Raw genomic sequence first — 23,451 nt, 5'->3', positions numbered from 1 at the left:
CAGCCGCGTACGTTAGGCAACGACATGATCCATACATGATGCGACACACTGTCGCAGCCGCTCTCCCCGGCGCGCGTACCATGCGCGCATGGAATGGAGCCCCCTCATCGCCGATGGCCACGGGCCGGTCTACCTGCGCATCGTGCAGGCGCTGGAACGTGCGGTCTGGTCCGGTGCGCTGCGCCCCGGCCAACGCCTGCCTGCACAGCGCGCGCTGGCGACCGAGCTGGGCGTGGATCTCACCACGGTCACCCGCGCGTTCAACGAGGCACGCACGCGCGGATTGATCGACGCACGCGGCCCGCTGGGGTCGTTCGTGGCACCGCCCAAGGTGGAACTGGCGCAGCGGGTGGACCTGAGCATGAACCTGCCGCCGAGTCCCGGCGGCGGCCAGGTGGCGGACATGCTGCGACGTGGCCTGTCCACGGTGCTGACCCGCAGCGATGCGGGCAATCTGATGACGTATCACGTTGGTGGTGGCAGCCGCGCCGATCAGCTGGCGGCGCAGCAGTGGCTCAAGCCGATCCTCGGCAAAGTGGATGCCGAGGCACTGGTGGTCACCGAAGGCGCACAGGCTGCCCTGTCCGCCCTGGTGCTGGCGCTGACCGATGCCGGTGACACGATTCTGTGCGAGCCGTTGGTCTACCCCGGCCTGCTGCATGCTGCGCGCGTGCTGCAGCGGCGCCTGCAGGTGGTGGAGTGCGACGCGCAGGGCATGCGCCCGGATGCGCTGGCGCGCGCGGCGAAGAAGCACAGCGCGCGGGTGGTCTATCTCAACCCGACCGCACAGAACCCCACCGGCCACACGTTGCCGCCGGAACGCCGTGAAGCGCTGGCCGACGTGGTGCGCACGCAGAACCTGCGGCTGATCGAAGACGACCCTTACTGGCTGCTGGAGAACGAGGCGCCTGCCCCGCTCGCGCTGCTGGCGCCGCAGCACACCTGCTACATCTCCACGCTCTCCAAATGCCTGAGCCCGGGCCTGCACACCGGCTTTGTGCAGCTGCCCGACGGCGTCTCACGCCAAGGCGTGCTGGATGCGCTGCGCGCGGTCAACCTGATGGCGCCACCGCTGATGAACGCACTGGTGACGCAGCTGATCCTGGATGGCTCCGCACAGGCGATGCTGAAACTGGTTCAGGAAGAAGCGGCCGAGCGCCGCTATCTGGCGCAGTCCGCGCTGTCGCCACGGTTCCTGCAGCACTGCGCCGGCGTGCATGCCTGGTGCCGTCTGCCGGCGCACTGGACCGCTGCCAGCCTGACCCACGCCGCACGCCTGCAGGGCCTGGGGATCGCACCGTCATCGGCGTTCACCCCGGAGGGCGTGGCGATCAACGATGCGGTGCGGATTTCATTGGGCGCCGCCGCCAACCGGCAGGAACTGCACCGGGCGCTGCGCCAGCTGGATCAGCTGATGCATGTGGCGGCGGCGGAAAGCACGGGTTGGACGGTATGACGCCCGCCTACCGGCCCACTCAGCCCGAAACGGCTTTGGCCTGCTTCCACACGGCCTCAAACTGACTGGCGGTGATCGCGTCATCCGAATCCAGATCCAGCCAGGACAGCGGCTGATCGGACAACGGGAAGCGCTCATCGGCCTGCCCGGTTTTGTCGGCCCACACCAGCACGCTGCGGTAGCTCTCCACCTGCCGCACGATCACATCGCCCTGCGCCTCGAGGTAGATCGTGCCGTTGCCGATCTCGGATTCTGCGGGGTGTTTGTAGTGTTTCCGGGGCGTGCTCATGGCGGGGCGATATCTGGCAATGAAAATGGGGCCGGGGAATATACCTTGATCCGCCACCCCCGGTCGGCACTACCTGCCCGGACCGGCGGTAGTGCCGGCCGCTGGCCGCTCTCGTTAAACCGTAGGGAGCAAGGCACTAGACGACCGGTCTAATCAGGCGTACAGTACGTCCCATGAACTCGACCACCGCCAGCTCCCCCGCCCGCGACACGATCCTGGCCACTGGCCAGCGGATCATGAGCGCCAAGGGCTTTTCCGCGGTCGGCCTCAACGAGGTCCTCGCCGCGGCCGGCGTGCCGAAGGGTTCGTTCTACCACTACTTCGCCTCGAAGGAAGCCTTCGGCGAGGCGATGCTGGAGGACTACTTCACCGCCTATCTGGCTGATATGGACCGTATCTTCCGCCAGCCGGGCCAGACCAAGGCCGGGCAGCTGGAGGCTTACTTCCGCGCCTGGCAGGACAGCCAGTCCTTCGAGGACTGCCAAGGCAAGTGCCTGGCCGTGAAGCTCGGCGCCGAAGTAGCGGACCTCTCCGAACCCATGCGGACCGCACTCCAGCGTGGCACCACAGGGATCACCGATCGGCTGGCACATGCGATTGCAGCGGGCGTCGCTGACGGATCGGTGACGATCCAGGACCCGCCCGACGCTGTCGCGCGCAGCCTGTACCAGCTGTGGCTCGGGACCAGCATCATGGTCAAGATCGCCCGTAGGACCCGCCCGTTCGACGATGCCGTGGCGTTGACCGCCCGCCTTCTGCATACCGCTCCCTGACAAAGGGGGATGTCCACGCGCGCCCCCATCGGCGTGTTTTTCTCGGCCCCATCACTAGACGACCAGTCTAATCAAGCACCCACAGGAGCATCTCCCATGAAAGTCCTCATCGTTCTGACCTCGCACGACGAACTCGGCACCACCGGCAAGAAGACCGGTTTCTGGCTGGAAGAACTGGCCGCCCCCTACTACACCTTCAAGGATGCGGGCGCAGAGATCGTGCTGGCCTCGCCCAAGGGTGGGCAGCCGCCGCTGGATCCGAAGAGCAACGAGCCGGACTTCAAGACCGACGCGACCCGTCGCTTTGAAACCGACGCCGATGCCAACGCACAGCTGGCCACCACCGTCCGCCTGGACAGCGTCTCACAGGCCGACTTCGACACCGTGTTCTATCCCGGCGGCCATGGCCCGCTGTGGGACCTGGCCGAAGACGCCCATTCCATCGCCCTGATCGAGGCGTTCATCGCCGCCGGCAAGCCGGTCGCGCTGGTCTGCCATGCCCCCGGCGTGCTGCGTGACGTCAAGACGGCCGACGGTGCGCCGCTGGTGCAGGGCAAGAACGTCACTGGCTTCACCAACACGGAAGAAGAAGGCGTGGGCCTCACCGACGTGGTGCCCTTCCTGGTCGAAGACATGCTCAAGGCCGCAGGCGGCATTTACACCAAGGGCCCGGACTGGGGCTCCTACGTGGTCACCGATGGCCTGCTGATCACCGGCCAGAACCCCGCCTCGTCGGAAGAAGCGGCTCAGGTCCTGCTCAAGCAGCTGAGCTGAAATAACAGGGACGGAGGTAGTTATTAACCACCTCCGTCCCCGTTAAGAGGTTACTGAGCGCCGTCGCGGGTGACCCGCCAGATCGTGTTGGAGAGGTCATCGGCGACGATCAGCGCGCCGCGCGGATCGACCGTGACGCCCACCGGGCGGCCGCGGGTCTTGCCGTCTTCGCCGAAGAAGCCGCTCACGAAATCGATCGGCTCGCCGGCCGGGCGGCCATTGCTGAAGGGCACGAACACGACTTTGTAGCCGACCGGGGGATTGCGGTTCCAGCTGCCGTGCTCACCGACGAACACACCATCGGCGAACTGCGTCCCCATCACCTCGGACGAGAAGGCCACGCCCAATGCGGCCACATGCGAGCCCAGTGCGTAATCCGGGGCAATCGCCGAGGCGACCTTCTCCGGGTTCTGCGGCATCACGCGGCGATCCACGTTCTTGCCCCAGTAGCTGTAAGGCCAGCCATAGAAGCCGCCCTCCTTCACCGAGGTGAGGTAATCGGGCACGAGGTTCGGGCCGATCTCATCGCGTTCGTTCACCACGGCCCACAGCGTGCCGCTGCCCGGCTGGATCGCCAGCGCCGTGGGATTGCGGATGCCGGTGGCGTAATCCTTGTGCGCGCCAGTGGCCACATCGATCTGCCAGATCCGCGCGCGATCGATCTCCACCGCCATGCCGCGTTCGGTGATGTTGCTGTTGGAGCCGATACCCACGTACAGATAGCGACCATCGGCACTGGCGGTCATCGCCTTTGTCCAGTGATGGTTGATGGCGGACGGCAGGTCGGTCAGCTTGACCGGCGCCGCGCTGGCCTTGGTCTGCCCTTCCTGATAATCGAAGCGCACCACCGCGTCCTGGTTGGCCACGTAGATCGCATTGCCGATCAGCGCCAGGCCATAGGGCGCGTTGAGCTTGTCGGCGAAAACCGTCTTCAACTCATAAACGCCATCCCCATCGGCATCGCGCAGCAGGGTCAGGCGGTTGCCACTCTTGACCGAGGTATTGCCCTTGGCCTTGATCTTGCCGGCGATGACATCCTTCGGCTTGAGCGCGGGCGCGCTGCCGCCACGACCTTCAGCCACCAGGATGTCGCCATTGGGCAGCATGAGGGTCTGCCGCGGGATGTTCAGATCGGTGGCAATCGCCGAAATGCGATAGCCCTTGGGCACCGTGGGAAGCATATCGCCCCACTGCGCCGGCTTGGCGATGGTCATGTCCGGCATCAGGCCACGATGCGGCTTGGGCATCTCCGGGCTGCCACCATATTGATCAAGCTGGGGCGCCTTGCCACTGCAGGCCGCCAGAGCGACCGCCAAGGCGGACACCGAGAGCATCCGGAACGTGGTCTGGCGGCTCATCGCACACCTCCCACGCGCAGGCTGGACAGCCCCACCCAGGTGGCGATCAGCGCCAGCACCGTCAGGATCACCGAGAGCACCAGGCCCGCCGGCATCACTGCCCACGCGTCGCGCGCATGGTGCAGGCAGTTGATGAAACCCACGCCCCACGTCACCGCCAGAATCACGACATAGGCCAGGTTGCGGCTGCGACGGACCAGGCCGACGATCCCGCACAGCAAGGCGGGCGTTGTCATCACCATCGCGCCGATCAGCAGCCAGGAGGCAAAGTTCGCCCACTGGATCTCGTACGTGCTCCAGTACGCGTAGTCGGCCAGCAGCGCCGCCAGGAACAACGGCAGCACCCCGCCCAATACAGCAGCGTGGAAGGGATGGATGACCCATGATCGGGTCAGGACAACGGTCGAAGCCATGGTGGTCTCCTGATGAGGGGGCGAATCTCACCTGATGCTGCCATCCCCGGCGTGATGGGGGTGCCCATGACTCACCGATCAGCTTGATCCCAGTACGGCGGCGATCCGATCGCCTCGGTGAGGAAAGCCGACACCTCGCGCACCTTGCGTGAGCGCAGTCTGTTTTCCGGCGAGAGCAGCTGCAGATACACCCGTTCGGACTGCGGGGAGAACTCCCAGTCGCCGAGCAGCGTGACCATGCTGCCGCCTCGCAGCGTTTCCGCGTTGAACAGCCAGGTGGGAAACAGCACCACGCCACGCCCTGCAATGGCCGCCGCCAGCAGCGCTTCGGCATTGTTGCTGCGCAGGGGGCCGGTCACGTTCACCGCCTTGAACGGCACCTCCGGCGAGGAACGGAAATACCACTTCTGGATGCCGAGCTGGCCTTTGTAGACCAGGCATTGATGCTGCAGCAGATCCTCCGGCACCACCGGCGTGCCATGCGCGGCAAGGTAGGCCGGGCTGGCGGCGAGGATGTTGCGGTGGGGCGCGATGACCTTGCCGATCAGGCCCGAATCCAGCAGCAGCCCGACCCGGATGATGATATCCACGCCTTCCTGGACAGGATCGATCAGCGTGTCGGTCAGGGTCAGCTCGACGATCAACTCGGGATATTTCGCCTGCAACGTATTGACGATGTGTGCGATGTGCAGCCGCCCCAGCGACTCGGGAGCGTTGATGCGGATCAGCCCCCGCAGCTCGGCGTCGCGGCCTTCCAACTGCCCGACCGCGTCATCGAGCAGGTCCACAGCGTCCCGCACCTGCTGATGGAACTGCTCCCCCGCCTCGGTCAACCGGACCGCCCGGGTGCTTCGGTAGAACAGCTGGTGCCCCACGTCCTGTTCAAGCGCCGCGATGAAGCGCGACACCGATGAGGCTGGCACCCGGTACTGGCGCGCCGTGGCCAGGAAGCTGCCGGTGGCGGCGACGGTGAGGAAATAGCGGAGGGCTTTGAGCTGCATGGGACGCCTTGGAATCCTGATTGCTTTTTCCGCAATAGTCATTTGCCGAATCACCGCATTGTGGCCGATATCGCACGCCCATACGATGACGTGAAGCGCATGGCGGACCCGCCACGCCCTCCCCCCTCGCCCCCTCAGGAACCCCCATGAGCTCCCTTTTCAATACGTTCGACCTCGCAGGCATGCCGCTGCGCAACCGCGTGGTCATGGCCCCGCTGACCCGTGCACGCGCCCCGCAGGATGCCGCTTATGAGCGAACCGCGCTGTACTACGCGCAGCGTGCCACCGCCGGCCTGATCGTCAGCGAGGGCACCCCCATTTCCCGCGAGGGCCAGGGCTACCTGTTCAATCCCGGCATCTTCACGGCCGAGCAGATCGCCGGCTGGCGCCTGACCACCGATTCGGTCCATGCGCTGGGCAGCCGGATGTTCGCGCAGATCTGGCATGTCGGTCGCGTCTCGCACCCCACCATCCAGGCCAACGAGGCGCGCCCGGTCAGTGCCAGTTCGAAGCTGCCGGTCGGCGCCCAGGCGTTCGGCTACAACGAGCAGGGCCAACCCGCGCTGGTTGCCGCCCCGGCGCCGCGCCAGCTGGAGACCGATGAGATTCCTCGCATCGTGGCGGAGTTCGCGCAGGCGGCCGCCAATGCCATCGAGGCCGGCTTCGACGGCGTGGAAATCCACGGCGCCAACGGCTACCTGCACGAGCAGTTCATCAATCCACAGGTGAATGACCGCACCGACCAGTACGGCCCGCAGTCGCTGGACAATCGCCTGCGCTTCACGCTGGAGGTGATCGACGCCGTGGTCGCGCGTATCGGCGCCGCACGGACCGCCATCCGGCTCTCGCCCTATGGCCAGTTGTTCGACATGCCGCACTACCCGGAAATCGACGCCACCTATACCGCACTGATCCAGGCGATCGGGCAGCGTGGCCTGGCCTACGTGCACCTCATGGACCAGTCCGGTTTCAAGGTCGGCCAGAAATCGGTCGATGGCGCTGGCGATTCGGGCTTCGGTGGTCTGTTGCGCACGTTGAAGCCGCATCTGCCCGGGACCGCCCTCATCCTTGCCGGCGGCATGACCCGTGAGCGGGCCGAGCAGCTGATTGGTGCGGGCCTGATCGACCTGGCGGCCTTCGGCACCCCGTTCATCAGCAACCCGGATCTGGTGGCGCGCCTGCAGAACGGCTGGCCGCTGGCGCCCGCCGATCGGGACACGTTCTATGGAGGTGGCGCCACCGGCTATATCGATTACCCGGCGTACGCCCCGACCGACGAACAGGCAGCCTCCGAGCCCGCCTGACGGAATTCGCCTCCCCCTGCTCATCCCTCCCAGCTGATGCCTTTGGGCGCGCTGGAGAACCCGGCCGCCCGGAGCGCGTCCATCAGGCCATCGCGTCGCGCCGGCGCATCGTCAATCAGTTCCACGGTGAACGAGGTGCGCCGGCCCCGCCGCAGTGCGGCGGCCAGTGCGTGCGCCGCGGCAGCCGTCGTGCCGGCCAGGGACACATCGTCCGCATCGAAGAACGTCAGCAGCTGGCGGCCCCCCTGGGCCAGGTACATCAACAGGTGCCCACCGCCGATCACCACCACGGCGCCGGCGCGGCGCACCGGCCGCACGCGCGAGCCGTGCACCGGCCAGGGCACCACGGTACCGAACGGGTTGGCCGGGTCCACCGCGGACAACCCGATCGCCACCTCGCCAGCACCGGGCCGCAGGGCATCGGCGACGCCACGCAGGCGATCGACGATCAGGCGATCGGCGAACTGGGCCCCGCCCAGCCCTTCCACGAAGCGCCCGCGCAGCACCCGTCCCGCATCCTCCATGCCGCGATACACCTGTTGCAGCGCCGGGAAGCCGCCGGCGATCCCTTCGGCCATCGCGGCCCCGCGGGTCACGATGCCGTGCCGGTCCAGCAGGCCCTCGGCCAGCGCCACCGCGCGCGCCGTGTCACTGATCGCCTCACGCTGCAACAGCGACCAGCGCCCGGCCAGCGCGGGGGCCGCAAAGCTGGCGATCACGGCCGGCGCGCCGTCGGCCAAGGGCGTGTCGTGCATCGGGATGCCACGGACGCGTCGACCGCGCCGCGAGGCGCGCGCGACCCGCGGCCGTGGCGCGCGGCCCCCGGCCATGCCACGCAGCGGCGCCCACAGATCCGTGGTCAGGTGCCCCGACCAGGCCAGGCCCCACAAGGCGTCGTGCAGCTGCGCGGCGGTGATCTCCGTCGGCGGGTTGCCGGTCCGCGCCCCGTGCGTGCCCACCGCGGTGACCAGCTGGCGCGCGAAGTACGCGCCCCCGTCGGCCAGCACCTGCAGCAGCGCGTCCTGCAGCGGCGACAGCGCGGTTGCCCCCGCAAGCGCGGGCAGCGTTTCTGCCGCGAATTCCTGCAGGTGCAGCGAGACCAGGCCATCCTCCTCGCCAAGCCGCCCGTGCCCGGCCCACACCACGGTGCCCGTAGCGAGCAGCTCATCGAGCATCGCCGGCGCGTAATCGACCACGCGCGCGGGCAGAACCTGCTGTTCCCACACCGACGCCGGCAATGCCACGCCCGCCAGGAGTTCCACCACGCGCAGCACGCCGTCGATGCCCTCCAGCGCACCCGGCCCGCGGTGAGTGATGCCACGTGCAGCCTGTTCGGCATCGGCCAGCAGCCCATGCCGCTCCAGCAACAACAGGGCATAGGCGTCGCGCGTGACCGGCCGGGTCGCCTCGCGTGCCGCCTGCAGCGAGCGCACCCGCAACCGACGGAATACCGCCTCACCCACCCATTCGTGACGGGCCAGCGGCGCCGGCTCGGCGGCCGCGCCGACGGCCTCGTCATCGCGACGCGCCACACCGAAACGACCCTTGAGCAGCTTGCCCTGCGTTTCCAGCTGCGTGAGTGCCGCATCGGCCACCGCCACGCCCAATCCGAACGCGGCCGCCACCTCGGCCGTGGTGAACGGCGCGTGGGTACGCGCATATCGGCCCAGCAGCTCGCCCAGCGGGTCCGATGAGGCCTGCAGGAAGGTCTCGGGGATGCCGCGCGGAAGGGTGACACCCAGCGCATCGCGCAGGCGCGCGGCATCTTCGATGGCCGCCCAGTGCAGGCGGCCGGCGATCTGGACCTGGATCGCACGCCGCTCCGCAGCGAGATCGTGCAGATGCCCGGCAGGATCGTCATCGACCCGCCGCAGCGCCATCGCTTCATCGGTGAGTGGGCCCAGTTCGCGCAGCAGATCGGCCGCCCCTTCCTTGCCGCGCGCCTGGCGGTCGGGCGCCAGGCGCTGCAGCTCGCTGCCCACCTGCTCCACCACGGCCGCATCCAGCAGTTCGCCCAGGTCGACCTGGCCGAGCAGATCCCCCAGCAAGCCGCTGTCCAGTGACAGCACCGACGCGCGTCGCTCGGCCAGTGGCACATCGGTGCCGTACATGAACTCGGCGACGTAGCCGAACAGCAGGTTTGCCGCGAATGGCGACGGTACCTCGGTGGTGACATCGGCGATCGCCACGCGGCCGTCGGTCAGCCGCTGCATCAGCGCCCCCAGCGCATCGAGATCGTAGACGTCCTGCAGGCACTCACGCGCGGTCTCGATCAGGATCGGGAACTCGGGATAGCCCTGCGCGATGGCCAGCAGTTCACCGGCGCGCAGGCGCTGCTGCCACAGCGGCGAGCGGCGACCCGGCGTGCGCCGCGGCAGCAACAGCGCGCGTGCGGCACATTCGCGGAAGCGCGCGGCGAACAGGGCCGAGCCGCCCACGGCGCGCGTGACGTCGCTGCACAGCCGCTCGGGCTCGAACAGGAACAGCTCCGCCCCCGGCAGGCGCCCCTCCGCGTCGGGCAGCCGGGCGATGATGCCGTCGTCGCTGGCGACCACCGCCGGATCCACCCCCCAGCGTTCGCGGATGCGCGCGGCCACCGCCAGCGCCCAGGGATCGTGTACGCGCCGCCCATAGGGGGAATGCAACATCAACCGCCAGTCACCGGCCTCATCGCGGCAGCGCTCCAGCACCAGCGTGCGATCGGTGGGCAGCACGCCGGTGGCCTCACGCTGTTCGGCCAGCAGGCCGGCGATGTTGGTGATCGCGTTGTCCGCCAACCCGCAGGCCTGCAACCGCTCCCGCAGCCCGGCCGGCATGCCAGCTTCGGCAACACCGGCATCCAGCGCACCGATGAAGGCACCCACCGCCTCGCCCAGTTCGGCCGGGCGGCCTACGCCCTCACCGCGCCAGAACGGCAGGCGCGCCGAACGCCCCGGTGCGGGAGTCACCACGACCTGGTCATGGGTGATCTGCTCGATCCGCCACGAGGTGGCGCCCAAGGTGATGACATCGTTGACCCGTGATTCGTGGACCATCTCCTCATCCAGTTCACCGACCCGGCGCGACCCGGCACGCTCCTCGCCTTCCGGAAGCACCACGCCAAACATGCCGCGGTCCGGGATGGTGCCCCCGCTGGTGACCGCCAGCTGTTTCGCGCCCGGCCGCGCGCTCAGCGCACCGGTGTCGCGGTTCCAGACCAGCCGCGGGCGGAAGCCGGCGAAATCATCGGAGGGATAACGCCCGGCCAGCATGTCCAGGGTGGCATCGAAGGCGCTGCGCGGCAGCGAACGGTACGGCGCGGCACGGCGCACGCGCGCATACCAGGCGTCCACGTCCAGTGTCTCCATCGCCGCGGCGGCCACTGTCTGCTGGGCCAGTACGTCCAGCGGATTGCGCGGCGGATCGATCGCTTCGATCTCACCGGCCAGCATGCGCTCGACCGCCACGGACGCATCGATCAGGTCGCGGCGCGTGCGTGGGTAGACCAGGCCGGTGGAGATGCCCCCGACCTGATGGCTGGCCCGCCCCACCCGCTGCAGCGCGCTGGCGACCGAAGGCGGCGCGGCGACCTGGATCACCAGATCGACCAGCCCCATGTCGATGCCCAGCTCCAGGCTGGAGGTGGCCACGACACAGCGCAGCTCGCCGGACTTGAGCGCCTGTTCGATGTCGCGGCGCTGTTCCTTGGACACCGAGCCATGGTGCGACCGGGCGATCAGCGCCTCCGCTCCGGCGGCCCGCCCGGCGGTGCCGCCGTTGAATGACCCGTAGTGCTCGGGGGCAGCGGCCGCCATCGAGGCAAGCGCCGTAAGCTGGCCACCGGCGACACGGTCGGCATGCAGTTCATTCAACCGGGCAGTGAGCTTTTCGGCCACGCCGCGCGAGTTGGCGAACACGATCGTCGAACGTCGCGCCAGCACCTGGTCCAGGATGCTGGCCTCCACATGCGGCCAGATCGAGCCGACCCGGCCGGCGGACGCGGGTGCATCGGGGGCAGCAGGATGCGGCGGAATGTCGGCCATGTCCTCGACCGGCACCACGATCCGGACCTCCAGCGCCCGCTGCGACGGTGGATGGACGACGGTGACCGGACGGTCGCCGCCGAGGAACCGCGCGACCTCCTCCACCGGGCGTACCGTGGCCGAGAGCCCGATGCGCTGCGCGGGCACCTGCAACAAGGCGTCCAGGCGCTCCAGGCTTAACGCCAGGTGGGTGCCGCGCTTGCTGCCGGCTACCGCGTGGATCTCATCGATGATCACGGTATGCACGTCGCGTAACGTCTCGCGCGCCTGTGAGGTGAGCATCAGGAACAGCGATTCGGGCGTGGTGATCAGGATGTCGGGCGGACGCCGCAGCAGCCGTGCGCGCTCCGCCGGGGTGGTGTCGCCGGTGCGGATCGCGACGGACAGGGTGACCGCCGGATTGCCGCGCCGCTCGCGTTCGGCGCTCACCCCCTGCAGGGGCCTCTGCAGGTTGCGCTCGACATCGGCGCCGAGCGCCTTGATCGGCGAGAGATACAACACACGGGTGCCGCGCTTGGTGGACGTCGCCGTCGCCGGCCGTCCACCGCCCTGCTGCTCACCGCTGCGGAACAGCTGGTCGATCGCGTGCAGGAACGCAGCCAGGGTCTTGCCCGAGCCGGTCGGCGCGATGACCAGGGTGTGCTGGCCGGCGCTGATCGCCGCCCAGGCATGGTCCTGCACTGGCGTGGGCGCAGCGAAGGCGGCCGTGAACCAATCGCGCGTGGCCGGGGTAAAGGTGGCCAGTGCGCCGGGGGCGGGGTCGTTCGAGGTGGGCATGGATCCGGACGTCGTGGGGCGCTCGCCCAGCGACGGCCGCGAGCGCAATGGAACCAGACTAGGGTATGCCGCGTCGGGCGTCCGTCAATCGGCGCGGGACCGACGTGTCTGCGGCTGGCACCACCCGCCCCTGAGCCCCCGCCACTCGTCCCTTCATCACCGACATCCGGCCCCAGGCCGGGGCCCGCGGGCCTCTGCGGGAACACACTCGCTGGCATCAACCACGCTGCTGCCGCAGGAACCACCCTCATGAAACGACGCGATTGCCTCAAGGTCGGCCTGACCCTGCCGCTGCTGCCAATGTTGTTCAAGGCAGGCCCCGCCTTGGCGACCAATGGTGCCCGCGTGCGGCCGGACAGCGCCGGGTGGCCCGTCGCCGCCGAGTGGGATCAGCTGTCCCGTGCAGTCGGCGGTCGGCTGTCGGTCCCGCAGTCCCCCTTTCTCGCTGATGCCGCTACCCGCGCCGCCGCACTGGAGCAGCTGCAGAATCCGTTCTTCCTCGGCGATGCGCCCGCGCTCACCCAGACCAGTGGTTACTTCGGCGCATGGCGGTCAGTGCCCAGCGCGAAGGTGGTGGCCGCCGCCAACAGCGCTGATGTGGCCGCTGCGGTGAACTTCGCCCGCACCCACCGCCTGCGGCTGGTGGTCAAAGGCGGCGGGCACAGCTATCACGGCACCTCCTGCGCGCCGGATTCGCTGCTGGTCTGGACCCGCGCGATGAACCAGGTCGAGCTGCACGATGCCTTCGTCGCCCACAACGCCCGCCCGGGTACGGCGCCGCAGCCGGCGGTCAGCGTGGGCGCCGGGGCGATGTGGATCGATGCCTACGATGCGGTCACCACCCGAGGCGGACGCTATGTCCAGGGCGGCGGCTGCACCTCGGTGGGCGTGACCGGCCTGGTCACCGGCGGCGGCTTCGGCAGTTTCTCCAAAGCGCATGGCACGGCCGCGGCCAGCCTGCTCGAAGCCGAGATCGTCACCGCCGACGGGCAGATCCGCACCGTCAACGCCGACAACGACCCGGAGCTGTTCTGGGCGTTGAAGGGCGGCTGCGCCGCGAGTTTCGGGATCGTCACCCGGATGACGCTGCGCACCCATAACCTGCCCGATACCTTCGGCGGCGTCTCCTGCCAGATCCAGGCCAGCGACGACGCCAGCTGGCGGACCCTGGCGGCGGAGATGCTCCGCTTCTACCGCGACACGCTGTGCAACCCGCACTGGGGTGAGCAGTTCACGTTCAAAGACACGCGCCGGCTGTCGATCTCGATGGTGTTCCAGGGTCTGTCGCGCGACGCTGCCGAAGCGACCTGGACGCCGTTCCTGGACTGGATCCGCGCCCGGCCGGCATACACCATCACCGACCCCCTGCAGGCACTGGCGATGCCGGCCAGAGACTTCTGGGACGCGGACTTCTTTCGCCAGCACGCCCCTGCCCTCATTGCCGAGGACACCCGCGCAGGCGCCTCCTCCCGGCACATGCTGTGGAAGGGCGACCAGGGCCAGGTCGGCTGGTTCCTGCATGGCTACGCATCGGCGTGGCTGCCATCGGGATTGTTGGACGATGCGCAGCGTGACCGGGCTGCTGCGGCAATCTGCGCCGCGGCCGATCACATGGATGTCGGCATGCACTGCAACAAGGGCCTGTTCGGTGCACCAGCGGAAGCGCTGGCCGCCAGCCGCGATACGGCCACCCATCCGGCGGTGCTCGATGCTTTCGCCCTGGCGATCATCGGCAATGCCAGCGGGCCGATGTATCCCGGCCTGGGGCGCACGGTGGATGAGCCTCGCGCACGCCGGGGTGCGTTGAACGTGGCGCGTGCCTACCAGGCCCTGAGCGTGGTGGCACCGTCCGCCCCGGCCTATGTCTCGGAAAGCGACTACTTCCAGAAGGACTGGCAGCAGGCGTTCTGGGGGCCGAACTACCCACGGCTGCAGGCCGCCAAGCGCCGCTACGATCCGCAGGGCCTGTTCGTGATCCATCACGGCGTGGGCAGCGAGGACTGGAGCGCGGATGGCTTCGAGCGCGTCGGCAGCTGACGGCGCGGCAGCACACCTCCCCCCGAGCGCACGCGTGACGATCAATACGTGCGCTGGCGTACGTGCTGGCGTAGCCTGCCCGCAGCCTGCCCGCCAACGGAGATCGCCCTGTGATTCCGACCACGCCCGCCCGCCGACTTCCCGCCCTGCTCGCACTCGCCATCGCCGGGACCCTCACGCTTGCATCCGCGGGGGCACATGCACAGGCGCCGACCACGACAGCCGCGCCTGCCGCCGCCGGGTTCAATGCGCTGCTCGATGCGCAGACGATGGCGGCGATCAACGCCGATCCGGAGCTGCGTACGATGCTTGGCATCAGCGGCGATGCCGCCGGTGATCTGTCCGGCCAGCTGACCGACGTCTCGCTGGCCCGGCGCGAGATCAACCGCCGCTTTCTTGTCGACAATCTGGCGCAGATCCGCGCCTGGAAAGGCGCACCGCTGGACCCGCAGCAACGCCTCAGCGACGGCCTGGCGCGCTGGTTCTACCAGACCCAGATCGATCTGATGGCCGTGCCATGGGCCGCGGCCTGGTTGCCGGTGGGCGGCAGTACCTACGCGATCGACCAGCTGTTCAGCCTGCCGGTCAACCTGCCGCAGTTCATGGACAACCAGCATGCGGTAACCGACGAGGCGAGCGCCCACCGCTACATTGAACGGCTGCAGGCGATGGGCACCAAGCTGGACCAGGTCCGCGCGAACGTGGACATGCAGGCCCAACAGGGCGTGGTGCCGCCGGCAGTTGCGCTGGAAGGCGCGGCCAACCAGTACCGTGCCCTGCTGAAACCGGCGCCGCAGGACAGCCTGTGGGTGCAGTCATTGCAGCGCAAGCTGGACAAGGTGCCGTCCATCCCGGCGGCCCGGCGCGCTGAACTGATCGCGCAGGCAACGACCGCGGTGCGAGACGCAGTGAATCCGGGGTATCAACGCCTGCTCGACAACGTGCAGGCCACGCTGGCGACCCACCCCGGCAACAAAGGCGTATGGGCGCTGCCGGAGGGCAAGGCGTACTACGACGCGGCACTGCGCTGGTACACCAGCACCGATCTGGATGCCGATGCGATCCACCAGATCGGGCTGCGCGAAGTGGCCCGGCTGGACAAGACGATGGATGAACGCCTGAAGCAGCTTGGCCTGCGCGAGGGCAGCGTGGCCGCCCGCATCGAACAGCTACGCAAGGACCCGCGTTATCTTTACGAGGACAGCGACGCCGGCCGCAGGCAGCTGATCGGCGACATCGAACAGCGACTGCAGAATCTCGATCCGATCCTCCCAACCTACTTCGGCCATCTGCCGACGCAGAAGCTGCTGGTGCAGCCGGTACCCACGCACATGCAGGCCACCTCGCCCGGCGGCTACTACTACCCACCGGCGATGGACGGCTCACGGCCGGGCACGTTCTTCATCAACCTGGGCGACATCACCTCCAATACGCGATGGAGCATTCCGACCCTCACCTACCACGAGGGATCGCCGGGGCATCATTTCCAGATCTCGATCGGCCAGACCCTGACCGATCTGCCGATGCTGCGGCGGAGTCTCAACCCGAGTGCCTTCAGTGAAGGCTGGGCGCTGTATGCCGAGCAGCTGATGGCCGAAACCGGCGTGTACCGCGATGACCCCGCCGGTGATCTGGGCCGTCTGCAGGCCGAGATGTTCCGCTCGGTGCGGCTGGTGGTCGATACCGGCCTGCATCGCAAACAGTGGACACCCGAGCAGGCCATCGCCTACATGCAGGACAAGACCGGCATGACCCCGGCCGACGTGCGCATCGAGGTTTACCGCTACCTGGTACAGCCTGGCCAGGCCGCTTCCTACAAGATGGGCCAACTGCGGCTGCTGGAATTGCGTGAGCAGGCACGCAGGGAACTGGGCGAGCGTTTCGACATCCGCGCCTTCCACGATCTCATCCTGGGCAATGGGGCCCTGCCGATGACGGTGGTCACCCAGGCGGTGGAGGCATGGATCGCAGTAGGTGGACCATCTTCGCGCGGCATCGACGCCACCCTCACCCAGCACTGACAGATAAAAATAAGTCGATCGCACTGCATCCGCCCCGACACTCCCGCCGTAATTGAAGGTGCGTCATACCGGCGCATCCATTTGGGAGTTTGGTCATGAAGATCCAGTTTGCAGGCCTTGTACTGATCGGCTGTCTCGCTGCTACCGCATCCCCGCTCGTCTTCGCGCAGGCGCCGGCCCCCATGGCGGGCGCGCAGCACAGCAACCCGATGGTGGGCGGCGCAGCGATGTATGCCAACAAGGACATCATCGACAACGCCGTCAATTCCAAGGACCACACTACCCTGGTGGCTGCGGTCAAGGCAGCCGGTCTGGTCGATACGCTCAAAGGCGCCGGCCCGTTCACCGTGTTCGCACCGACCAATGCGGCGTTCTCCGCCCTGCCCAAGGGTACGGTGGAAGGCTTGCTGAAGCCTGAGAAAAAGGCCGACCTGACCAAGATCCTGACCTATCACGTCGTGCCGGGCGCAGTCACCAGCACCGACCTGATGGCCAAGATCAAGCAGGGCGGTGGCAAGGCCAGCCTCACCACCGTCGAAGGTGAAGCGCTGACGGCCCGCGTGGTCGGCAAGGGCATCACCCTGACCGACAGCAAGGGTCAGGTAGCCAACGTCACCATTGCCGATGTGAAGCAGAGCAATGGCGTGATCCACGTGATCAACAAGGTGCTGATGCCGTAACCGGATACGGCGGTCGCAGCATGCCTGCGGCCGCCCCGGGTGGGAGGAAGAGATGACCTGGCGCGCCGTCTTCAGAACGATGACGGGGGAGACATCACGCTGTGCGAACGGCGCGCCAGGTCAAGACGGTCCCTCGCCGGCGCACGTTTGCGCCGACGGGGTATGCGGGAGTGTCGTCGTTTGTCATGACGCCGCGGTTCAGCGCGGCAGTGCCCTGCCCGACAACTCCACGCGGCGGTTGGGCGCCAGGCAGACAATCAAGGCCTTACGCTGCGCCTGCTCGCACTGCACCAGCGGGTCCGCTTTGCCGCGTCCTTCGGCAACGATGGCCGCTGCTGGCACGCCGCCAGCGATCAGTGCATTGCGCACCGCTTCGGCGCGACGCTGGGACAGCACCAGGTTGTACCGGTCGCTGCCGATTCGGTCTGTATAGCCGATCACCTGGATGGTCTGCACCCGGCTGGCATCTCGCACTTGCTGCAGCAGTGCCGTGACATTGTCGCGCCCTTCGGATGTGAGCACGGCACTGTCGAAGGCGAACATCGCATCGGCGGACAGGCGCAGTGGCTCAGCCGGCATCGGCGCAGGTGCCGGAGGTGCGGGTGGACGTGGCGGTTCCAGCACGGCCGCGCAGGCCTGCGGCTTCCAGTGCGCGACCTGGGCGATGCCCTTGCCGTCGAACTCGACCTTGAACTGACAGGTGAAGTAGTCGCCGCCCGGGCTGCTGCGGAAGTTGAACAGGTAATTCCACTCGCGCACGCCCCACATACCCTCACCAAAGTGTGGCGTGCCCAGCAGTGCGTACAGCTGGCGTTTGCTCATGCCACGGGCGAACAGGCGCAGGTTGTCGACGTCCACGAACAGTCCCTCCTTCAAGCTGGCTTTGCCCGGATCCGGGACGTTCGTTGCGTCGGCATCAATGGCAGTGCCGGGCGATGCGGGACGCGGGTCGCCGTGGCTGGCGCAGGCACTCAGCAGCAGTGCGGCCAGGCTCAGGCCCAGTGAGCGCATCAGCGGCTGCTGGGCGGTGAATCCGGGTTGCGTGGACATGGTCTTCCCCCTGTAAGCGTTGAATGCGGACCACGAGCCGGTGCCGGTGGCTGTCCGGCACCGGACGTGCTCACCACTGGATACCGGCACCTACCGCGACGCCACCGTCGCCGCGGCTGTTGGTTGAACCGCTGAACTTGTAGATCCAGCGGCCGCCCTCGGAGACTCCCGAGATGCCCACCGCCACGCCGGATTCACCGTTGAAGCTGCCTGCGGCAAGCGAGGCCATGCTGCGGCCAGCCTCATAGGGTTGCGGCAAGGCCGCCACCGCCATCGCCGAGGCGACGCCGGCCGAGGCGCGGTTGTCGGTCTTCTGCAGGTTGCGATCGAACGAATCCATGCGTTCGTCGGTATAGGCCTTGGACCAGTCCAGGGTCTGGGCCATGCCGCTGCGCAGTTGGTCGACGTTGACGGCATCGGTACCGGCCGTGCCGGGGGCGACATTGCGCACCGTGGTCGGGCCGGTGGCGGTGCTGCCCAAGGTCACACTGCTGAGGTTGGTGGTTCCATTGATGTTGCTGTCATAGCGGATCGTGCCCTGCTGCGAGGCCTGCAGCTGGCGGACGTTGACCGCGTCGGTGGCCTGGCTGCCATCGGCAACGTTGGCGATCTGCCGCTCGGCGCCACTGCTGCCCACCGAGACCGTGTTGGCACGGTTGGCCACCGAACCGGCGCCGAGCGCAACGCTGTTGCTGCCTTGTGCGCTGGCACCGTTGCCCAGTGCGGTCGCGTTGCTGCCCGCCGCGACAGCGCCGGCACCGCCGGCCACCGCGTTGTCACCGCTCGCCGCCGGTGCAGCCAGGGCCTGCGTGTTGTTGACCTGGAACATGCCGGACGTGCCGTTGTTGATGTTGTTGATCTGCGTATCGGTGTAGGTCCTGGACTCGCTGATGGCGTAGTTCACGCCGTTCTGCAGCTGGCCGACGTTGACTGCGTCGTAGCGCTCCGAGCCGTCGGCCACGTGGGTGACCTTGCGCTCGGCCCCGGTGCTGCCAACGGCCACTTCACCCACCGAGTTGCTGGCCCCGGCCTGGCCATAGGCACCGGTGTAAGCGGTCTGTGCCCCCACGCTCGCCACCGAACCTGCACCGAGCGCGACGCTGTTGTCCGCACTGGCGTTGGCGCCGTCACCGATGGCCGCACTGCCGCTGCCCGCCGCGCTGGCCAGCGGCCCGATCGCGACACTGTCTGCTCCCCCTGCGGTGGCCGCCGCCTTGGTCGAGTTGATCTGCACGTACTGGCTGTTGCCGCCCGGCTGCATCTGGTCGATGCGGGTGTTGAGCGTGGTCAGCGAGCTATCCACGGCCGAGAACGCCACGGTGACGTCGCTGTAGTCGTTGGCGATCACGCTGCCATCGGTGGCGATCGAGGAGATGCGGAACGTCGGCGCGGTCCAGATGCCGGTGTTGCCGTCGAAGTTGGTGGTGCCACCAAAGTAGCCGACCAGCGCGTTGTTGGTCTGGAACAGCTGGTTGCCGTTGATCGCCTCCAGGCTGCCGGCCAGCACGCGGCCGTCGGCAAGATTGGCCAGTGTCACGGCCGCACCGCTGGCATCGCCGGCCAGCGTAATGGTATTGGTGGCGTTGCCACCGGCATCGGCGTCGTACTTCACCGCCAGCCGATCCACAGCGCCGGCCTGGTCAGCGACGTTGGCCAGCGAGCTGCTGACCGCATCGAAGGCACTGCCGACGTTGTCGTAGGTACCTGACGTGACCTGGCCATCAGTAGCCACGCTGTTGAGGGTGTACGTCGGGGCGGTGACCTGCCCATTGGCATCCAGTGCCGCGCCGCCACCAAGACGGGTGGCCACGGCCTGGTTCGCATTGAACAGCTGTCCCAGGTTGACCGCGTCGGTCGCCTGGGTGCCAGCGGCGACGTTGACCACCTGGCGCTCTGCACCGACCGCGCCCACCGACACCGTGCCCTCCCGATCGGCGATTGCGCCGGCACCGACCGCGACGCTGTTGGCCGCCACCGCGGTTGCCGCGGTGCCCACCGCGATGCTGTCCAGTCCGGCAGCAGCGGCGTCCGCGCCAGTCGAATTGATCTTCAGAAAGCGGCTGCCGGCACCGTTGCGGATGTCGGTGATCTGCGTGTTGAGGTTCACCAGCGAGCCATCGACAGCGGAGAACGCATCGCTGGCGTTGTCGTACACGCCCTGGGCGACCGCACCGCCGGTGGACACCGTGGAGATCTGGAAGCTCGGCGCGGTCCACGCACCGGTACCCGGATCGTAGGCGGTGACACCCCCGAAGTAGTCGACGATCGCGCTGTTGGTGTCGAACAGCTGGGCGCCGTTGATCGCCTCGGTACTGGTCGCAGCGACTGCGCCGTTGGCCAGGTTGGCGATCGTGGTGGTCCCGGTACCGCCGCCGAGGGTGATGCGGCGGAAGTCGGCCGCGCCGGTGCCGTCGTCGTCATAGGTCACCGCCAGCGTGCCGACCGCGTCGATCTGCGCGATCGCGCCCTGCAACTGGGCGACATTCACCGCATCGCTTGCCGCGCTGCCCGCAGCAACATGGCTGATCTGGCGTTCGCCACCGGCGAAGCCGACCGAGACCTCACCGGCCGACACCTGCGTGCCGTTCAGGCCGAATGCGGTGTAGCTGGCCTGCGCACCGCGATTGGCGGCCGAACGATAGCCCAGCGCGACACTGTTGGCTTGGCTCGAGCTGGCCTCCGCGCCCAGGATGGTCTGGCCGTTGGCCGTGCCCAAGGCACTGTCACCGACGATCACGGAATGTCCCATGCGCGCGGCATAGTCCGCAGTCGGCACGCCCGTCGGATCCCCGGCATGGTTCAGACCCGCGCCCGGGAATGCCACATTCGCATCCTGCATCGGCAGCTCATGACGAGCATTGGCACCGATGACCACCTCCTTGGAACCATTGGCATACGCGCCGTCGCCGACCAGCACTTGATAGTCCTGGGCTGCATTGACCGCCCAGCAGTCCACGCTGGCAACGAGCGCGTTGACACAGGTGTTCGACCACGCTGGCGATCCGTCGGGCAACAGCAGACCCAGCAGGCCGTTCGGATTGCCGTTGTTGATGTTGTAGATGTAGCTGTCGGAGGTGACACCACCAATCAGGGTGAGGTGCGAGCTGCCGCCCGTGCTCGCGTTGCCCAGGCCGTCGAGCAGCGTACCGACAGGCGTCAGGTTCACAGTCGGGATGCCCAGTACGTTGGTCACCGCATACGTCTGCATGACGTTGGCGCTGCTGACCGCCAGGTTGCCGTTGCGCACATACCCATCACCGCCCAGCAGTCCTTGCCCGGTCGGGCCCACCAGCTGGGACAGGGAGCCAACCAGACCACCGGTGCCGATGATCAGCCCGGCATTCGGGTCCGCCGGCGCCGGTGCCTTGGGGTGGCCCGGCGGCAAGGAAGTGGGTGACGGGAGTACCGTACCGATGATCGGGGTGGTGATCGTGCCCACCGCCCCGAGGACCGGCGAGGTGATCGCGCCTACCGTGCTGCCCACGCCATCGAGCAAGCCGCCCACAGCGCCACCTACGCCATTGAGCAGGCCACCCAGTGCGTTGCCCAGCCCATTGGGTGCCAGCGCCATTGAGGTGGTCTGCACTGCAGTGATGCCGGCATCGACGAGCTTGGGGTTGCGGTCGGCGGCATCGACCACATGGCCGAGCGCATCCACGCGCACACGGCCGGCCACGTTGCTGGCCAGCGAGCCGTTTACTGCGTCAGGTGCATCCGGCGTGACGGTTGCTTCGGCGATGAGCGCCGCGGTCGCCTCCACATCCGCCGCCACGCGTGCCTGTGCGGCAACATCGACCTTGGTGGTCAGGGCAGCCTTGAGCGCGGACGGCGACGCCGCCACGGCGACGTTCGCGTTCGTGCGGACCTCGGCGCGCACCGCGGGTGCGGCAACGCGCTTTGGCGGCGCCGGTTGGCTGGCCGGCGGTGTGCCGAGCGTGAGGTTGACGCTGGCATCGGCACTCAGCAGCGGTGCGGTGCCACGGTCCCGTGCGGCTGCCGCCAGGGCAACCTCGGCGTCCAGCTTGACCGGCAACGGCGCGGTGTACTTGGCCGCCAGTGCCTGGAGATCCGTGAGCGTCTGGTTTTCTCCAGCCCATGCACTGCCTGTGCACAGCGCCAGCGACAAGCCCAGCGACAGGACCGACATCGGCACCTTCAGGTGCACCACCACCGGGCCGGCGGCCAGGCTGCCGCGCGCGGTGGCGATTTCGGAGACGACCACCAGGGCATTCAGCCGGTGGCTCCACACCAATCGAAAGATACGGTTCATCAGGTATTCCCCCGTGTACGAACGCGTTGAACATCACCGGTGCCTGAGGGCACGTGGATGTCATTACAGACGAGGGGGCAAACCGCGGGCACTTCATTCCGGCAGCACGAACGTGCGTTCCGGCAAGACGACGGGTAAAACCGGCAGCGGTATAGGCAATTCCGGCAGGTTGCCGAATATGTGCACGCCGCACCGGCGCGGTGGAGAAATGAATCAAACGAAGACGATCAGGCCGGGCTGCCCATCTGCGCAGGGGCGCGCATCAAGGTATCTCTCGGCAATTCACCGAATACCCGGCGGTAGTTGTCGGCAAAGCGCGACAGATCCCACAGACCGCAGCTCAGTGCGATGGCCTTGACCGATTTCCGGCTTGAATCGGCCATGGACAGGCCTCGGCACGCCGCGCACAGGCGAAGCATCGACAGATAGCGGTTGGGCGAGGTTCCGAAAAGATCTTCGAACGCATAGCGCAGCGCACGCTCACTGACACCGGCCGCATCACAGATTTCATTCATGTAGATATAACGGCGCAGATTCAGCCGCATGAAATTCTCGGCCCGCTGCGCAATCAGATAATGCGTCCGCCGACCACGGCTGCAGACGGGGTGGTCATCGCCACCGGCGCCGAGCAGCGCCTGGATGTGGTCGTGCAGCAGCGTGTCCACGGCATCGCTGGCGAGCGGTTCCTGCTGCGCGGTCAGGCAGTGGTGCAGTGCTGCATACCGTTCCCGCAAGCGGATACCGCCAGGCCCGCCACCGGTCTGGAACAAGGAGAGGCCTTGACCGGAAGGCAACGTACTGCGCAGGCTGAGTTCGGTCAGCTTGCGTTGCACGCGCTGCACCGGGGCCAACAGCAGGGTCAGATGGGTACCGGCACTGAGCGTGAACTCGCTGATGCCTTCGGGCAACACGGTCAAGGCCATGCCTGCCGCCAGCGGCATGCCGTGGCACCAGCTGATCGCCTCGTCGGTGTCATGGATCATGCCCAGCAGGCACCAGTCCTGGGGCAGCATGAAGCGGCCGCGGAAATGGAAACCGCTGGTTGCAGTGCAGAACAGCGCCTGATCGTGCACCTGCGATTCAATCGACGCGCGCGGTCCGTTCCCGTCCAGCAGCACCATTTCCAGATCGCAGACACGCAGCACGCCGCTGAGCGTGGCCAGGTCGAATGGCCTCAACTCGCGCTCGATACGGTCGTCCACTACACCATCTACCATGACAGTGAT

The 23,451-nt window shown here is 67.7% G+C and carries 15 protein-coding genes; 7 read left to right on the top strand and 8 right to left on the bottom strand.

The features are described from left to right. Nucleotides 1-88 precede the first annotated feature (88 nt). Nucleotides 89-1,456: an aminotransferase-like domain-containing protein gene (locus AC13F7_RS13045; RefSeq protein ID WP_483000961.1), complete on the top strand. Its 1,368-nt coding sequence runs from the start codon at nt 89-91 to the stop codon at nt 1,454-1,456. A 19-nt stretch (nt 1,457-1,475) separates the two neighbouring features. Here AC13F7_RS13045 and AC13F7_RS13040 read toward each other — a convergent pair whose 3' ends face one another. After that, complete coding sequence (locus AC13F7_RS13040; RefSeq protein WP_121036968.1) at nt 1,476-1,745, bottom strand: hypothetical protein; 270 nt, start codon at nt 1,743-1,745, stop codon at nt 1,476-1,478. A 173-nt stretch (nt 1,746-1,918) separates the two neighbouring features. On the opposite strand from AC13F7_RS13040, the gene AC13F7_RS13035 reads away from it, so the two are divergent. Further along, a complete protein-coding gene (locus AC13F7_RS13035) occupies nt 1,919-2,518 on the top strand; it encodes a TetR/AcrR family transcriptional regulator (protein WP_483000956.1) in 600 nt (199 codons plus the stop codon). A gap of 96 nt (nt 2,519-2,614) precedes the next feature. Then, nucleotides 2,615-3,292: a type 1 glutamine amidotransferase domain-containing protein gene (locus tag AC13F7_RS13030; RefSeq protein ID WP_483000953.1), complete on the top strand. Its 678-nt coding sequence runs from the start codon at nt 2,615-2,617 to the stop codon at nt 3,290-3,292. 50 nt (nt 3,293-3,342) lie between these two features. Here the strand turns inward: AC13F7_RS13030 and AC13F7_RS13025 are convergent, their stop codons facing one another. The 3 genes from AC13F7_RS13025 to AC13F7_RS13015 all read right to left on the bottom strand — a co-directional run bounded on the left by AC13F7_RS13025 (nt 3,343) and on the right by AC13F7_RS13015 (nt 6,064). After that, nucleotides 3,343-4,650 (bottom strand): PQQ-dependent sugar dehydrogenase, encoded by a 1,308-nt coding sequence (locus tag AC13F7_RS13025; RefSeq protein WP_483000950.1) that lies wholly within the window; start codon nt 4,648-4,650, stop codon nt 3,343-3,345. Beyond that, complete coding sequence (locus tag AC13F7_RS13020; protein ID WP_483000946.1) at nt 4,647-5,063, bottom strand: DUF2231 domain-containing protein; 417 nt, start codon at nt 5,061-5,063, stop codon at nt 4,647-4,649. The genes AC13F7_RS13025 and AC13F7_RS13020 overlap by 4 nt, the downstream gene beginning before the upstream one ends. Nucleotides 5,064-5,134: 71 nt before the next feature. Next, nucleotides 5,135-6,064: a LysR family transcriptional regulator gene (locus tag AC13F7_RS13015; protein ID WP_483000943.1), complete on the bottom strand. Its 930-nt coding sequence runs from the start codon at nt 6,062-6,064 to the stop codon at nt 5,135-5,137. A gap of 146 nt (nt 6,065-6,210) precedes the next feature. Here AC13F7_RS13015 and AC13F7_RS13010 point away from each other — a divergent pair, with 146 nt between their 5' ends. Continuing rightward, entirely contained in the window at nt 6,211-7,368 is a 1,158-nt protein-coding gene (locus AC13F7_RS13010; protein ID WP_483000941.1) for an alkene reductase, read from the top strand. 20 nt (nt 7,369-7,388) lie between these two features. Here the strand turns inward: AC13F7_RS13010 and AC13F7_RS13005 are convergent, their stop codons facing one another. Beyond that, entirely contained in the window at nt 7,389-12,167 is a 4,779-nt protein-coding gene (locus tag AC13F7_RS13005) for an ATP-dependent helicase (RefSeq protein WP_483000938.1), read from the bottom strand. Between the two features lie 249 nt (nt 12,168-12,416). Here AC13F7_RS13005 and AC13F7_RS13000 point away from each other — a divergent pair, with 249 nt between their 5' ends. From AC13F7_RS13000 to AC13F7_RS12990, 3 genes are all read left to right on the top strand, one after another. Then, nucleotides 12,417-14,204, top strand: a complete 1,788-nt coding sequence (locus AC13F7_RS13000; protein WP_483000936.1) for an FAD-binding oxidoreductase — start codon at nt 12,417-12,419, stop codon at nt 14,202-14,204. Between the two features lie 110 nt (nt 14,205-14,314). Beyond that, the gene (locus tag AC13F7_RS12995; protein ID WP_483000934.1) at nt 14,315-16,225 is read left to right on the top strand and encodes a DUF885 domain-containing protein; all 1,911 of its coding nucleotides are present in this window, start codon (nt 14,315-14,317) and stop codon (nt 16,223-16,225) included. A gap of 95 nt (nt 16,226-16,320) precedes the next feature. Then, entirely contained in the window at nt 16,321-16,905 is a 585-nt protein-coding gene (locus AC13F7_RS12990; RefSeq protein WP_481470728.1) for a fasciclin domain-containing protein, read from the top strand. Nucleotides 16,906-17,103: 198 nt separating this feature from the next. Here the strand turns inward: AC13F7_RS12990 and AC13F7_RS12985 are convergent, their stop codons facing one another. From AC13F7_RS12985 to AC13F7_RS12975, 3 genes are all read right to left on the bottom strand, one after another. Continuing rightward, on the bottom strand, nt 17,104-17,955 hold the full coding sequence (locus AC13F7_RS12985) for an OmpA family protein (protein ID WP_483000932.1): 852 nt from the start codon (nt 17,953-17,955) through the stop codon (nt 17,104-17,106). Nucleotides 17,956-18,025: 70 nt separating this feature from the next. After that, nucleotides 18,026-22,225 carry a YadA-like family protein gene (locus AC13F7_RS12980; protein WP_483000929.1) on the bottom strand — a complete coding sequence of 1,400 codons (4,200 nt, stop codon included), beginning with the start codon at nt 22,223-22,225 and terminating at the stop codon, nt 18,026-18,028. Between the two features lie 227 nt (nt 22,226-22,452). Continuing rightward, a complete protein-coding gene (locus AC13F7_RS12975) occupies nt 22,453-23,442 on the bottom strand; it encodes an AraC family transcriptional regulator (protein WP_483000927.1) in 990 nt (329 codons plus the stop codon). Nucleotides 23,443-23,451: the final 9 nt, after the last annotated feature.

It is taken from the genome of Stenotrophomonas sp. K-6 (assembly GCF_056861555.1).
This window is presented reverse-complemented; position numbering and strand designations above follow the sequence as displayed.

Bases quoted from the DNA above. Each gene is read 5' to 3' on its own strand.
- AC13F7_RS13045 (WP_483000961.1), top strand. From the start codon at position 89: ATGGAATGGAGCCCCCTCATCGCCGATGGCCACGGGCCGGTCTACCTG.
- AC13F7_RS13040 (WP_121036968.1), bottom strand. From the start codon at position 1,745: ATGAGCACGCCCCGGAAACACTACAAACACCCCGCAGAATCCGAGATC.
- AC13F7_RS13035 (WP_483000956.1), top strand. From the start codon at position 1,919: ATGAACTCGACCACCGCCAGCTCCCCCGCCCGCGACACGATCCTGGCC.
- AC13F7_RS13030 (WP_483000953.1), top strand. From the start codon at position 2,615: ATGAAAGTCCTCATCGTTCTGACCTCGCACGACGAACTCGGCACCACC.
- AC13F7_RS13025 (WP_483000950.1), bottom strand. From the start codon at position 4,650: ATGAGCCGCCAGACCACGTTCCGGATGCTCTCGGTGTCCGCCTTGGCG.
- AC13F7_RS13020 (WP_483000946.1), bottom strand. From the start codon at position 5,063: ATGGCTTCGACCGTTGTCCTGACCCGATCATGGGTCATCCATCCCTTC.
- AC13F7_RS13015 (WP_483000943.1), bottom strand. From the start codon at position 6,064: ATGCAGCTCAAAGCCCTCCGCTATTTCCTCACCGTCGCCGCCACCGGC.
- AC13F7_RS13010 (WP_483000941.1), top strand. From the start codon at position 6,211: ATGAGCTCCCTTTTCAATACGTTCGACCTCGCAGGCATGCCGCTGCGC.
- AC13F7_RS13005 (WP_483000938.1), bottom strand. From the start codon at position 12,167: ATGCCCACCTCGAACGACCCCGCCCCCGGCGCACTGGCCACCTTTACC.
- AC13F7_RS13000 (WP_483000936.1), top strand. From the start codon at position 12,417: ATGAAACGACGCGATTGCCTCAAGGTCGGCCTGACCCTGCCGCTGCTG.
- AC13F7_RS12990 (WP_481470728.1), top strand. From the start codon at position 16,321: ATGAAGATCCAGTTTGCAGGCCTTGTACTGATCGGCTGTCTCGCTGCT.
- AC13F7_RS12985 (WP_483000932.1), bottom strand. From the start codon at position 17,955: ATGTCCACGCAACCCGGATTCACCGCCCAGCAGCCGCTGATGCGCTCA.
- AC13F7_RS12980 (WP_483000929.1), bottom strand. From the start codon at position 22,225: ATGAACCGTATCTTTCGATTGGTGTGGAGCCACCGGCTGAATGCCCTG.
- AC13F7_RS12975 (WP_483000927.1), bottom strand. From the start codon at position 23,442: ATGGTAGATGGTGTAGTGGACGACCGTATCGAGCGCGAGTTGAGGCCA.